The sequence below is a fragment of the Klebsiella sp. I138 genome (assembly GCF_051131765.1).
Taxonomy (GTDB): Bacteria; Pseudomonadota; Gammaproteobacteria; order Enterobacterales; family Enterobacteriaceae; genus Klebsiella.
In genome coordinates, this window is the sequence record NZ_CP180447.1 from 5,439,265 (window position 1) to 5,454,104 (window position 14,840).

Here is a 14,840-nt window from a genome sequence, read left to right on the forward strand (position 1 = left end):
CCTTACCGGCAGTGCCGTTTATCGGCACTGCAATGGAGAATAAAGATGAAAACCATCTTCAAGAACGGAAATGTGATCGATGGAACAGGTAGTAAAGGCAAAATTGCCGATGTCATGGTGGATGACGGTCGTATTGTCGCGATCGGTCAGATTGACGCCGGGGTAAATGAACAGGTTATTGATGCAACGGATAAAATTATCTGTCCGGGATTTATTGATACTCATACTCATTCTGATTTGTCGGCCATTATTAATCCTGCGCTGTCGGCGAAGATTCGCCAGGGAATTACTACGGAATTACTGGGGCAGGATGGCGTTGCGCTTGCGCCGTTGCCCGAGGAATATATTCCGGCCTGGCGTAAGAATATTGCCGGGCTGGACGGTGATACCGACAAAATAGACTGGAAATATAAAAATACTGACGGCTATCTTAACCTGCTGGCATCCCGCCATCCGGCAACAAACCTGGCCTATCTGGTACCGCATGGAAACGTCCGCATGGAGGCCATGGGGCTGGACGGGCGTCCTTCTACTCGCGAAGACGTGGCGAAGATGTGTGAAGTCCTTGAGCGCGAGTTAAAAGCCGGGGCGTTTGGTCTTTCCACCGGGCTTATCTATATGCCTTGCGCCTTTGGTGACACCGCCGAAATGATTGCGCTGTGTGAGGTCACGGCGAAATACGACGGTCTCTTTGTTGTACATCAGCGTAGTGAAGCGGATGACATTATCAACTCAACGCAGGAGTTGATCGATATCGCTAAAGCGACCGGGGTCTGGCTGCATATCTCACATATGAAAGTCTGCGGTAAGAAAAACTGGGGGTTGATCGACCAGATGCTGGGGATGCTGGAGCAGGCGCAGGAAGAGGGGATTCGCATCTCTTACGACCAGTATCCTTATGTGGCGGGCAGCACTATGCTCGGCGTGATCCTGCCGCCCTGGGTCCATTCTGGCGGTACGGATAAGCTGCTTGAGCGCCTGGCCTCACCTGAGCTGCGGGCGAAAATGATTGCCGATATTCAGCAGGGCATTCCTGGATGGGATAACTTTATTGATTTTGCGGGTCTGGATCAGATTTTTGTCACCAGCGTGAAAACAGAAAAAAATCAGGATGCCGTGGGGCTGAACCTTGTCCAGCTTGGAGAATTACGCGGTAAGGATCCGTATAACGCCACTTTTGATCTGCTCTTTGACGAAGAAAATGCCGTCGGGATGGTTGATTTCTATGGCACCGAAGAACACGTCATAAAATTCCTCTGTCGCCCAGAGCAGAACGTGTGTACCGACGGTTTAATGGGCGCTGGCAAACCTCACCCCCGCGTGTTTGGTGCTTTCCCACGGGTGCTCGGGAAATATGTGCGCGAAGAGGGATGTCTGAGCTGGGAGGCGGCCATTCGCAAAATGACCGGGAAACCGGCTGAGGTGTTAGGCCTGCAGGATCGCGGGCTGATTAAGGAGGGGTATGCTGCAGATATTGTGATGTTTGATCCACAAACCATTGCCGATAAGGGGACGTTTGTTGAACCTAATCAATACCCGGAAGGTATTGAGCTAGTCATGGTTAATGGACGTATTGCCTTAATCAATGGCACCGAAAGCTATGCCTGTAGCGGTACTGTTATCAGAAAACAATATTAATAAATAACGCTAAACACGCATTGAACTACCGCGACCCTTTATGGCCGCGGTGGATCACGACACCCCAAGGACATCACGATGAACCTACAAACATCTTTACCTTCAGGTCAACCAAAGACCTGGAAAGCAAGATATACCGTCCTGACGCTTATCTGGCTGGCGTGGCTACTTTCTTTCCTCGACAGAATGGTGATGAGCGTTTCATTGCCTTATATCGGCAAAGATTTAAATCTGGATACCACGCAGCAAGGTTTAATTATTAGTGCCTTTTTTATTGGCTATGCCGCATTTCAAATCCCCGGAGGTTTACTGGCGGACAAGTTTGGCTCACGTAAAATCATGGCCATTGGTATTGGCTGGTGGTCAATTTTTACCAGCTTAACCGGGGCGGTGCTCACTCTTCCTCTGATGCTGGCCGTTCGCTTTTTGTTTGGTATCGGTGAAGGGTGCTTCCCGTCGGCTTCCTGGAAGATGATTTCGACCTATTTTCCGTCGAAGGAACGCGGTCGCGCAACGGCGATTCAGTCCACGGTGAACACATTAGGCCCGGCGCTGGCGGTGGTGGTGGCCGCAAGTATTATTGGGGCATTTGGCTGGCACATGGTCTTTATCGTGTTGGGTATTCCCGGACTGTTTATTGCTGCGGGTATCTACCTGTTCACGCGAGATAACCCAAAAGATCATCCCGCCATTACCCAGCAGGATCTGGCTGAACTGGCGGAGGACGATCAAGGCAGTCTGCCGGGCACCAGTACCATCGCTTTCAAAGATGTTCTGAAAATGCCCGTGCTGTGGCAGATGGCGAGTATCTGGTTTTTGTTCGACATCACTTTCTGGGGCTTTTCGACCTGGCTGCCCAGCTACTTGATCACCGTCCGTGAATTCTCACTGGCGAAGACCGGCGTTATGGCGGCGATTCCTTTTCTGTTTGGCGCCGGCGGGACCTTGATAGGCGGCTACTGCTCAGATAAATTCAAGCCGCTGCGCAAAATGTTGTATGTCGTGACTTCAGTGATTGCTGCCGGTTTTCTGTACCTGACCTTCAGCGTGAGTAGCGCAGATATGGCGGTGGTCTATCAGTGTGTTTCAGCGCTGTTTATGTTCTTCGCCATGGCGACGTTCTGGGGGATTTTGATGGATACTATCCCCAGCAAAATCATGGGCCGGGCTTCAGGTATCGTTAACTTTGGCGGTCAGATGGCGGGGGTGGTTTCCGCGCCGATTATCGGTTGGCTGATCCAAAGCAGCGGCGGGAGCTATAACAGCGCCTTTATCTTTATGATTGCTGCGCTTCTCTGTTCAGCGGTGGTTACGCTGACCGTGAGAAGCTCACATGCCATCGGTGCGCTCCCCAGCAAAGCCTGACGTGTGATTATCCTCGGTGGCGCTGATATTCCTGCGCCACCGACGTTTTCAGTTTGTCTTATCGTTTTAATTTCTGTTGGTATTTATTGGTACGTCATGGTGAAGGATAAATTACCATTAGCCGTACCGGTGGTTATGCTATTACCTGTCTGGTAATACCTGGCTTTTAATGGCACCGTAAATACCCCGCCCGTAGATGATACCCCGACAGGAAAACTGGAACCCAACACCAGTGGCTGGTTATTAAACAGCAGTTGAATGCCTACGCCTGTAGCAGCATCGATCCCACTGTTCGTATTGAACACACCTTTAGTTGCATCATAAATATTTCCTTCCATCTTCACGCTAACCTGTGTTCCGGCATTGCAGGTCAGTGGCAGACTGAACGACTGGGTGTGTGCATCACCCGGCGTGGAACCTTTGCCATTAAACGCATTTTTATCGACATCTTTCATATCAACAGGTATCGATGCCGTTGTCAGTTTACAGGCTGGCGTAGTGACCGTGAACGCATTGATATTCACGCTTGCGTCCGGGGTTTGCCACAGCAGTGAGTTGTTCAACAGAATCAGAGCACCCACTGTTGTTGCCGTTATCATCCCGGATCCGGTCTCCGTTGCCGTCTTATAAAACGTGACGGTCACAGAACCATTCAACGCAGGACTTATCATTCCGTTCGTATTTTCGCAAAGCTTCGCGGTATTGATATCACCTCTAATGGTATTGCTGCCGTTGACGGTTGCGGTCCCGCCAGCGCATTTTGCCGTGGAGCCTGAAATAGCATAGCCAATACCGGCAACGTTGGTTTTATAGACTCGCCGACCATTCAACATGGAATCAAATGTGCCGATCGCCTTCACGCCGAATATCTGATTCGAGATATTCCCCAAATCGGAGTTATAACAGCTAAATGCATTGATCGTCGGGGTGACAATCTGCGAACCAATGGTCGCGCCAACAGGCAGATCTCGTGAAATAGTGAGGCTCTGCGGTGAGACAGATGTGGAGGGAGTCACCGTCGAACAATCCCACGCCAGAGCCGTTTGTGAGAACAGACCCAGTGCGGTTAAAACTAAACTCAATATCATTCTATACATATTCATTCTCTCCGGCTCAATGGCATAGCGCCGAAAGGTTATGTGTTTTGTCAGAGGTGTTCGCCAACTGATAGGTTGCCTGACAACTTCCTCCGACCCAGCTCACCTCGACCGATCCTTGCTCCGGCGCTCCGTTGAGCCAGACTCGTTGACGATCGTCAACAATTCCTTCTGGAACGTTATCGCGGTTTTTAATTCTTGCCGTCGCACCAAAAGGAATTTCCCGCCCGATTAATTGCAACATGACCTTGTAGCCCGTAACGGTGGGGTAGTCTGCCAGTGCCAGCGCACCTTTGGTTGGCACAACCGTTCGGGTATCATTCAGCACATCGGTATTGTTGTTCAGCGATGCGGTATCCAGAGACAGGCTGTTCTGCCGATACGGCGTGACATACGGCACAACGGCAAAACCTTTACTGTCGGTGTAGATGCCGCTGTTATTCGCTATTTTTACATCTGCCGCATTATCAGCTTTCACCAGCGCTATCGTTTCGCCAAGAGGCTGGGTGGCAGAAACCCCATAAGGGTGAATCACCAGTCCGCCCATCGCCCCGGCGGAAACCTGACGGGTATCGCGGGAGTAGTGATAACCAAGCTGGTATTCCCCGTAGCGTCCTTTGTAGTTAGCCGAGGCGCTGCCCATGACGTCCGAGCCCTTACTGTTGTAACCTTGCTGTACGTTCCAGCTCAGCTTTTTGTCTTCCAGCGCAGAACCGGACAACCCCGCCTGCGAAGTGGTGTCGCCTTGCTTATTGGTGTTTACGGAAACCGTCATCCAGCTATCTGGCAGGAAACGGGAGAATGGGATCTGCATCGTGAAGGAGAGGATGTGGTCATTCTCATTGTTCCAGGGGCCACGTGAGTAGCTGTAGTTCAGTCCGTAGTTAATGTTATGAATACTGGTGTTATAACCCAGGTTGACGTTACGCTCGGTATCACCGCCCCAGTAGTCCTGCTGCCAGGCGGAAAGATTTAAATTCCCCAGCTCGCCAAGGCGTTGGTTCAGCGTTACCTGTGCCATGCTGCGTTTGTTGCGTGCATAGCGCCAGTTATGACTTTCCAGTGCGTTGTCACTCACCATGCGGAATTTGTTTACATCACCATTTGCTTCCTGAAAATCGCGAAAGCCCGAAGAGGAGTAGCGATACCCCATTAAACTCATTGAGGTGCCGGTTGACTCAAAATCTTTGGCATATTGCGCGCGAAGTGAAATCCCTTCTTCGGTCTTGTCAGGCATCTGCGTATGGGCAAAAGTGCTATCAAAAGAGAGCGAGCCAAAATCACCAAATCCTTTGCCAATACCCAACGCACCAGCCTGGTATTTGGCGGATGTCAACGTGCCGCCGTAGACTGTGGTATCTCGCGGCAACCCGTAGCTTAGTGTGGCCTGCAGGAATTCCGGCTCCTTGTCCTTACTGTTTGCTGCGCGATACTTCCCTGCCGCCAGCGCATATTTGAACTGACCTTCACGCTGCATGACCGGCACTGCGGAAAAGGGCTGGATAAACTGATGTACCGTGCCGTCCGCTTCCCGCACCGCGACCTCCAGATCGCCGCTGGCAGCGGTCGGATAGAGGTCATCAATGACAAACGGACCTGGCGGAACGTAGGATTGCCAGATAATGTTGCCACCCTGACGAATCGTGACCTGCGCGTTGCTCTGCGCGATACCGCGAACAACAGGTGCAAACCCGCGCACGCTTTCCGGCAGCATGGTGTCATCAGAATACATTTGCGCCCCACGAAAATTAACGCTGTCAAACACGCCGGCCTGTGTATAGCTGTCGCCCATACTGAGCTGACTTCTCAGAACCTTAATATCGCGCTCCAGTGAGGTACTAATCGTGCTCCAGTGCCCGGCTCCATTATTATTGTTATAGGTTGAATAATTACGTAGCCGCCATGGACCCACGTTAACGCCGCTACGCAGGTTTAAATAAGTGTCATTCCGCGAGTCGCCGCTGCCGTGGTTATTAGCAGCGGAGAAATTGTAATTCATAAACAGCATATTCAGGCCATCATCCCACTGTTCTGGTGATACAGAACCTCGCGGATCGCGCTGCATATATTCCTGCGGTACGGAAATATCGAGTCTCATACTATCGAACAGGAGGTGAAGCTGGCTTCCCGGCAGTGATTCACTAATATTTTCAATATGTGCCGTTTCTGCCATGCCCATCCAGTCAGGCTGAGCATTTCGCTTTACCCCCCATTTGATGAAGTCAGCATGTGTCAAAACCGGATTCAGCGTACTGCCACTACTGACAAAGGAAATATCGCGTGATTCGATATAACTTCCGTTAAGATAAATATCAACGTGGTAGACTCCAGGAACCTGTCCATCGGTCTTGCTGAAACGAGAGATATCAATATCTCGTGGGATATTTCCACGCGTTTCAATAAAGTCTGGCGAGAAATAGTCTTCCGCAAACGCTGCCGGAACAGGTGCGTACAGAGAAATAAAAACAGATAGCTTCGTCAACCTGGCAATATGTGAAACAGTATTGAGATGGAGCATAAATAGTTAACCTACATTTTAAATTTATGTTCAGCCGTTATGCCTCCGAAGTCATTAATCGCACGCCAAGATGCTTCCCCGCCAGTTGCCGTCGGCTGGGGGAGTGATATCGTCTGGAATGGTAAAACCATCGGAGGTTTTGCTATCTTTGTTCCATTCACCTTAAGCTCATAAAGCGATACGCTATAGGGCGAAGGATTATGAATATTGAGTTTTCCCGCTGCGCCTGAAAACGTTAACTGCTGATACGCCAGTGATGGATCGCCTTTTAATCCGGCTGGGCGATAAAATAGCTTCATCTTACTTTTTACCGCGATCAATAATTCATTTTTTGAATCAGGCGATGAGGTGGGGATCGCTTTTATATTCAACCAGTAAACACTTTCTCTGTCTGGCGGTAACGCGTTACCGGTTAACATCACACGAACCGAGTTCTGCGCCTGAGCATTTAATTTAAACAGCGGCGGTGTAGTGGAGAAGGCGCTATCGCCGTCGTCGCTATTCTCATTTTTACTCACCCACGACTGAATTAAATAGGGTTTGTTATCCGGGTTATTAACACTCATCGTCGCCTGGTTGGCATTGCCATTATAAATAAGACGAGTGCCGCCTATTTCCACGCCGCTAAAGGCCGAAGAGGAGATGAGACAAAGCCCCACGCTTACGGCTTTATATACTTTCTGAAACATGAAGAAATCCTGTGAGAAATACTTAGGGCCACGAATGGCCCTGCTATTACTGATAAACGACAGTAAATGATGTTGAAGAGTTTGCAGTCCCTGCTCCCACTGTGCCGGTTGCCATATATTTTGCAAAGTAGGTCAGTGTGTTATTGACATCTTCTAACAGCGTGACGCTTTTGGAAGGAGAACCAACCGGAATCAGCGTGGTGTTATCCTGTTCATAAATCGCTACGCCCACATTGGTCGCCGTTTGCCCGGAGGTCAGTGCCAGAATTGACGGATTTTCGTTACTGGTCGTTCCATCAAAACGCACGCTGGCGCTGGAAACACTTTGCGGGCAGGACTTCAGCACGATGTTAAAACGCTTGGCCGCCGCCGTGGCGCCGTTACCACCTGAAAACGCAGTTGTTGCAACCGTTCCCAGATCGACAGGTTGCGCAATCGCAGACGGATCAACGACACATGCGGTGCCAGTAATATTACCGGTGAAGTTAATTACACCATCGGCGGCATTTGCTGTTTGCAGCGCAGAGAAAGAGAGAATCGCGGAAATCAGGGCAATTTTTTTCATATATAAATCCAAATTTTTTAAGTTAATAGTGAGTGATAATTGATGCATTTTAATGCTGGGTATTAGTGGTTGTATTCCCTCCAGTGAAAAAACAACTCCATTACGATGATTTAAACTCGCAATGGTTTTTTTTATAAAATTCTACTCGTGCGATATTGCGGTATAAAGAAATCCGATTGCCAAGCTGAAGTTTAAATATTAAGCTTCGCTGGTGAGCATAGAACGTCTTCGTTGCCATGCCTAATTGCTTTACTGTCTCATTTGCATCAAGCCCTTTTTGCATGCATGCAAGCACTTCGCTTTCTCGTGATGAGAGCCTGTATTTCACCCGGTATTTATACCGTGAGTCATTGACAAACAGGCAGGACAGAATTTCTTTCAACTGACATCGCTTATCAATAAATATAATGTTATGAACATTCTTTAGTGCGTAGTAATCAAGATCGTTTTTGATAAACGCAATAACTCTCCTGCTGGTAGAGAAATATTTTTTAATCCGTGTGAGGTTGGTCGCCTCAACATCCACGATGTAGTAGTTTTCATCAATCAATTCAGGCGTTAATAACGCGCTCATGCCGACGATGAAAAAGTGATCATCAGAAAAAATAGAGTCTGATAAATCCATAAAACTTCCTTTTTCGGCATATCCTCTTTGGTTATTTAATGCCAGTAAATCACCTCATATTGCAATGTAGAATTTACAGAAAATAATTACTGATAGCATCAGAAAAGTAATGCAATTCACATGGGTAAATAAAAACGATCTTTTATCCTGTCTTTCTTTGTTCGAAAGAGCAATGATCCATAAAATAGTGTTCATGTTGGTTTTAAAAACCATAAAATATACACATATCAACATTAAGTACTTTCGGTATGAATAGGTGTAGTGTAATGATTTGACGGAATTTGATAGCTAAAACTTGAATTAAAAGAAAAATGGATTTTTCTTAGGTAATATCCCAGGGTTAGTTAACAAAATTTATTCTGTCAGAACGTGATTCATTTTACCTGGTTAGCTGAGATGTAACATCAGCGGTACCTTATTCTTCTGTCAGGTACTGCCTACACGTGTAGGAAGGAGGGTTAGAGGATAAATTTTTCGATAGCCTGATCGAGTTCGTTCAGTAAAGCCTCGATGTGTTCAAGTTCGCGAGTCAGCTCTGTGGATGAAAGGGCGCCCGGTAGCTTATCTTCCAGCGACTGTGCCGCAGCCATAAGAGATTTAACTCCCAGCAACTGGGCGGTTCCATTGATACGATGGATATGGTGTTTTACTGTTTGAAAATTCCCTGCATGGCCTTCTTGTTTAGCCGATGATAAATCGTGACGGTTTTCCCGTTGTGCATCTTTTAAAGCCGCACGCATCAACAGACGATTCCCTTGCGCCAACATAGCGAGTCTTTCAATATCAAATATGCTACTGCTGGTATCACTTATCCTTGAGATTAAGTCGGATATTTGTGCAAGCGTAATGGGTTTGAAAAGACAGGCATTCATGCCTGCCGCCAGACAATTTTCACGCTCATGCTCCTGGGCGGTCGCGGTCAGCCCCCAGATGATGAGTGCGTCATTAAATGTCCGCACCTGCCGGGTCAGCTCAAGGCCATCCATAACCGGCATGTTGAGATCGGTAATAAGTAAGTCATAACCCCCTGCCCGTATATAGCGTAATGCAGCTTCCCCGTTGTCCGCTTCATCCGCCTGGAGGCCCAGCGTCGCAAGTTGTCGTTTCAACAGCAGACGGCTTGAGGGATGATCATCGGCAATCAATACCCGTAGCGTCCCCTGAAGATTAAGCGTAGGTGGATTAACATCCGCAGTATCAGGAATCACGTCAACGGAGGTCTGAACGGGGAGGGTCAATGTCAAAAGGGTTCCAGCATTAACGTCACTCTGTAGGGCAATCGCTCCGCCCATTTGCGTCATTAGCGCCCGGCTGATTGCCAGCCCTAACCCCGAACCGCGGTGGTGTTTACCTGCCTTTCCCTGGCTGAAAGCCATGAATAACCGCTTCTGCTCTTCGGCACTGATGCCTGGGCCCGAGTCTCGTACTGAAATCATCAACGTATCGTTATGCTTCGTTGCTGAAACGTGCACGTATCCGTTCTGCGTAAATTTCACTGCGTTACCAATGAGGTTGGTGAGCACCTGTCCCAGCAGCTGCGGATCGAGTTGCATCGCCTCCTGCTGCTCTAGCGTTGAGTCATAATCAAGGTGAATTCCTTTTTGTAAGGCCAGTGCGCTGAACAGCGCTATTTTTTCCTTAATCAGACTATCGGGATAGATCCACTGCGGAACAATCTCCAGCAGGCCGGATTCAATCTTTTCCAGATCGAGGATTTCACCAATCAGTTTTAAGAGTGAACGCGAGGCCTGGGCGGCCTGGTCAATTGATGCTTTATCTTCATAGTTAAAGGTTGCCGGAGAAAGCTGCAGAAGTTCCAGAAACCCCATAATGGCGCTGACCGGAGTACGGATTTCATGACTCATACTGGAAAGAAACTCCCGTTTCTCTTCATTGGCTCGCTGGGCTCTGTTGCGCTCAGTTTCCAGCAAGCGTTGAGAACGTTTTCTGATACGAACTTCCCGCGCCAGGTAGACCGCCCATAATAAGGTGCTCATGACTAACAATGCCGCTAATGTCGTTACCAGATAGAAGGGTCTGTTATACAGTTCCCATGTATCTATTTTTACATCTGGCAGACGTATCCATTTACTGACGATCTGTAAGATCTCTTTTTGCGGAATATCGTCGAGCGCTTTATCAAGTATCTGCCGTAGTTCTGGCTCAGAGCGAGGAACGGCGAAACTGATTGCCGCCGTTTCTTCACCAGGAAGCGTAAGCCAGGTGAGCTGGTCAGGATAATAGTGCTCGCTTAGGTAACGAGCAGTTAACTGATTTGAAATCGCAGCGTCCGCTTTCCCTGTCGCCACAAGATTTAATGCCATACTGGAGTTTTCGACTTCTTCCCAGTGAATACCCGAATATTGTGACTTCAGTTTCGCCAGTAAAGCATGGTCAGCGCTTATCGCCACATGCGAACCCGCTCTTAATGCATTTGTCTGCTTCTCTGTTTTTCTGACAACAACTACAAACTGTGTGCTAATAAAAGGATGGGTATGGGAGATGGCGTTTTCCTGACCCAAATCATAGGTCGCAGCCTGCACAATATGCCAGTTGCCTTTTTTCATTTCTGAAAGCATTTCTTCATTCGACTTCACGACAATCGTCTCGAACTGCATGCCGGTTTGCAGGCTAATCAGATTAAGAATATCGCCGACGACGCCCCGAGTGACCTTATTGCTATCAACCATTGTGTAAGGGGCAAACCATGGATTTATTATGATGCGTACCGTCTTGTTATTTTTCAGCCACTGTTTTTCACGCGGTGTCAGATTCAATGGTTCGATCAAGAATGACAGATTGCCTTTGTCAATCATCGCCTGGGCAATCTGCCCATGAACATTTTCATCAATAGCGCTGAGCGTGTTATTGACAATAGCCAGCAGGCGTTGCTGGGTGGGTAAAAATAAAAAAAAGCTCTCTTTTTGCGGCGCAGACCAGTATTTAACGGTACTCAAGGCCAGGCTAAATTCCTGGGAAAGCCATGTGCTCGTGGTCAGCGAATCCCCCATAAACCACTCATTCTGTCCGTTGGCTACGGAGCTTAGTGCTTCCTGATAGTTGGAGTAGTCGGCAATCTCCGCATTTGGAAACGACTGGTGAATAAAGTCGGCGTCAGGGTAGTGATTAACAATCGCAACATGCGTGCTTTGCGCACTTTGCAAAGGCGCCATCACGTTGGCTAATGATGTGACTAAATTAGGCCAGGAGTGAACCAGCGGCCCCGAGGCTTGAATGCCTTCTTCGCTCAGAGGCGGGTTTTCAAGGCCGGTTAATATCATGTCGGCCTGGCCCGCCTTGAGTGCTTCAACGGCCGCTGCCCGGTTTCTGTATGCCATCACCCTCAGGCGAGTGTTAAGAGAATGTTGGATAAGCGCCAGGTAATCAGCGTTCATGCCACGATAACGCCCGGTAATCGTACTCTGTACCAGCGGGGAGACCTCGGGTTGATAAACTGCAATCCTGAGTATTTTTTTCTGCCGCAGCAGACGTTTGTCATCTTCGCTTAAATCAACTGCCACTGGAGTAACATAATTGTACCCCGATAGTTCAAGCTCAATCGGTGGCGTATCCTGCGCGTATGCGACATGCTCAGCCATTGATAAAACGATGAACATGAGCGCGAACCACTTTATCATCATCACGTCAGCTTATTTTGGTGAGCAAAAGAGAGCAGTTCGATTAACGATTTGCAGCCTAGCTTTTCCATTAACCGTGTTTTATAAGTGCTGACCGTTTTGCTACTGATATACATTAATTCGCCAATATGCGAATTATCAAGACCGCTGAGAACATAGCCCATGACCTTCATCTCTTGTGCCGAGAGGGATTCCAGGCGCTGCGAATCAGTGAGAATGGTTGACGTCGTTTCGAGGAAAAAAGGAAAATAGCTGTAGCCTTTTTGGGCTGCATTAATCGCGGCCAGTATATTTTCCATATCCTGTTTTTTACTGATAAACGCATTAGCACCTGCCTGCGCACAGCGTTTACTGTAATAGCGGTCATTCTTCGCCGACACAACGATGATTGTCCCTGTGAACTGACGTGCCCTGAGGTTTTCGACAAGCTCAACGCCATTTACGCCGGGGATTTCAACGTCAATGACGATAATACTCGCTGTCGTTTTCACCAACGCGGCTAGCGCGGTTGTACCGTTTTCATATTCGTCGATAATGGTAATGTGCTGTTTTTCAAGCACACTACGAATAGCCATCCGGGCAAGAGGGTGATCATCGACAATGATCGCAGTACGGGTTGTACATTCGCTCATACTCCACCTTAAGATCGCCATGCTTAAGTCACGCTATGCTTCCGATAATAGCCTAAACGATGCGGCGACTCGGTGAGACGAGCATCGAATTGTATAAAAAAGTATGGAGTACAAAAGTGAGTACAAAAGAGGGTATGGGATGGCTGCTGAAGAAGCTATCGGGTATACCAGCCCTGGTCTTTTCTGGCATGGCGCTTTTTTGTCGCCAGCAAATACGCAGATATGTCTCTTCGCTGGAAGGGACGGGCATTTTTGATCCGTTGAATTATCATTAGTTCATCTATACCGATGTTTGCAAGAATACTTCCCGGTCAGGACGCTTACTGGAAAACCTTCATGAAAAGACCACCGGCATACCATCATCCTCTGCTGCTGGCATTTTTCCTGCTGATTATGGTGCTGGGCACAGCGCTGAGCTATCTGCAAATGCAGCATTCCCTGGATGACGATATTCATTCTCGCCTGAAACAGGCCGTCGCTAGCCTGGATACCACTCTCAGCCATGCCGAACAGGCGGCCGATCGCGCGAAAGGGTATCTGGGAGAAAGCTGTAGCGATGACGTTCTGACGGGGATCCGGACTATCGTCGCCACCGTCCCGGATGTCAGAACGGTGAGCATGGCAAAACACAATGAAATCTATTGTACCTCAGTTTTTGGTGGCAAGACTTTCAGCCTCAATCAAGCAGACTATCCTGACGGCTCGCTCATCCTGATGGGGGGAAATCAGATTACGCCGTCTAAATCACTCATTGTGTACACTTTGCAGGATCGGAGTGGTAATAGCGTGCTAATCGGTATCGATGGCTATTACCTGTATAACGTTCTTCGGGTATTGGACGGCAACTCTCACCTGTACCTGAAAGTGGGTAATCTCTATCTGGACCGTAGCGGGCAAGTTTCCGGTTCACTGGAGACAGGTAGTCCCGTGGAACTCAAGTCAGGGCTGTTCAGATATTCCATCATTGCCGATCGCATGGGAGGCGAGAGGGCGTCCACAATTATTCATTATGAGCGGAATCTGTTGATTGCCACGCTGGTGGTATCGTTATTGCTGACCTGGCTGTTCAGGAACTATCTACGCTATCGCGGTACATTAGAATTTATGCTTCGGGATGGGATTAAACATAAGCAACTGAAGCCTTTTATTCAGCCTATTGTCGAAGGAGAGTATGGTCGGATAGTTGGGGGAGAAGTTTTGGTACGCTGGGAGCATCCAACACTTGGGTTTATTCCGCCGGACAAATTTATCCCCGTAGCTGAACAAACCGGTCTGATTAAAGATGTGACGGCAATCTGCTTTAATGAGGTGATCCGACAGTTGTATGATCGGCAGTCGACTCTGCCGGAAAGGCTGTTTATTTGCTTTAATGCCAGCGCAGCTAATTTTAAGGATGATGAGATTGTGGGACTATGCACGCGGTTCCAGTCCCGTTTGAAGGAGGTGAAAACCCGGGTGGTACTGGAAATCACCGAACGTGAATCAATCGACAATACCCGGCAGACGGATGCGGTGACCGAAAAATTACGTCAGCTTGGTGTGCAGTTTTCCCTTGATGATTTTGGCACGGGCCATGCGAACTACAGCTATCTGCAGCAGTTCCAGCCGGAGTTTATCAAGGTTGATAAGGTCTTCACGTCAAATGTGGGCACAAACGAGGCTTCGGCGCTGGTTGTCAAAAACATGGTCAATCTTGCGCGGAAGTTTAATTGCCACATCATCGCTGAAGGTGTGGAGGATAGTAACCAGTTACAGGTGCTGAAGGCGCTGGGGATAGAGATATTCCAGGGGTATTATTTTTCCCGCCCCGTGCCAGTAAGTGATTATATCCGGGCATTAGAGCCTGTATCGGATAATAAGGGGGATGAATTTGACCGGCTCCCCTGAACCTGGACGACATGATGGCTAAATACACTTCCGGCCTCTGGTTCTGATGAACTGTATCGTAGATAATTTCAGGTGGATACGAGAATGCATCGCCATATAATCCGGACCCTAATAGTATGTCAGGTCCGAAGACTATATCTGTAGCTGTAGCATTTATATATTTTGTGTCGTCTTATCAGGGCATAC

10 protein-coding genes are annotated in these 14,840 nt (G+C 48.4%); 3 read left to right on the forward strand and 7 right to left on the reverse strand.

The genetic code is table 11. The features are described 5' to 3' along the window. Window positions 1–45: 45 nt before the first annotated feature. Window positions 46–1,638: an N-acyl-D-amino-acid deacylase family protein gene (locus tag ACMYSK_RS25490; RefSeq protein WP_434639223.1), complete on the forward strand. Its 1,593-nt coding sequence runs from the start codon at window positions 46–48 to the stop codon at window positions 1,636–1,638. 78 nt (window positions 1,639–1,716) lie between these two features. Further along, on the forward strand, window positions 1,717–3,003 hold the full coding sequence (locus ACMYSK_RS25495) for an MFS transporter (RefSeq protein ID WP_434639224.1): 1,287 nt from the start codon (window positions 1,717–1,719) through the stop codon (window positions 3,001–3,003). A gap of 83 nt (window positions 3,004–3,086) precedes the next feature. Here the strand turns inward: ACMYSK_RS25495 and ACMYSK_RS25500 are convergent, their stop codons facing one another. From ACMYSK_RS25500 to evgA, 7 genes are all read right to left on the reverse strand, one after another. Next, on the reverse strand, window positions 3,087–4,106 hold the full coding sequence (locus ACMYSK_RS25500) for a fimbrial protein (RefSeq protein ID WP_434639225.1): 1,020 nt from the start codon (window positions 4,104–4,106) through the stop codon (window positions 3,087–3,089). Between the two features lie 10 nt (window positions 4,107–4,116). Continuing rightward, window positions 4,117–6,618: a fimbria/pilus outer membrane usher protein gene (locus ACMYSK_RS25505; RefSeq protein WP_434639226.1), complete on the reverse strand. Its 2,502-nt coding sequence runs from the start codon at window positions 6,616–6,618 to the stop codon at window positions 4,117–4,119. A gap of 11 nt (window positions 6,619–6,629) precedes the next feature. Then, window positions 6,630–7,307, reverse strand: coding sequence for a fimbrial biogenesis chaperone (locus tag ACMYSK_RS25510; RefSeq protein WP_434639227.1), 678 nt, complete (start codon window positions 7,305–7,307; stop codon window positions 6,630–6,632). A 46-nt stretch (window positions 7,308–7,353) separates the two neighbouring features. After that, window positions 7,354–7,872: a fimbrial protein gene (locus ACMYSK_RS25515; RefSeq protein ID WP_434639228.1), complete on the reverse strand. Its 519-nt coding sequence runs from the start codon at window positions 7,870–7,872 to the stop codon at window positions 7,354–7,356. Window positions 7,873–7,972: 100 nt separating this feature from the next. Beyond that, entirely contained in the window at window positions 7,973–8,497 is a 525-nt protein-coding gene (locus ACMYSK_RS25520; protein ID WP_434639229.1) for a helix-turn-helix domain-containing protein, read from the reverse strand. Window positions 8,498–8,955: 458 nt separating this feature from the next. Next, window positions 8,956–12,114 (reverse strand): response regulator, encoded by a 3,159-nt coding sequence (locus tag ACMYSK_RS25525; protein ID WP_434639230.1) that lies wholly within the window; start codon window positions 12,112–12,114, stop codon window positions 8,956–8,958. Window positions 12,115–12,137: 23 nt separating this feature from the next. Then, window positions 12,138–12,767, reverse strand: a complete 630-nt coding sequence (gene evgA, locus ACMYSK_RS25530) for an acid-sensing system DNA-binding response regulator EvgA (RefSeq protein WP_434639231.1) — start codon at window positions 12,765–12,767, stop codon at window positions 12,138–12,140. Between the two features lie 336 nt (window positions 12,768–13,103). Here evgA and ACMYSK_RS25535 point away from each other — a divergent pair, with 336 nt between their 5' ends. After that, complete coding sequence (locus ACMYSK_RS25535; protein WP_434639232.1) at window positions 13,104–14,654, forward strand: EAL domain-containing protein; 1,551 nt, start codon at window positions 13,104–13,106, stop codon at window positions 14,652–14,654. Window positions 14,655–14,840: the final 186 nt, after the last annotated feature.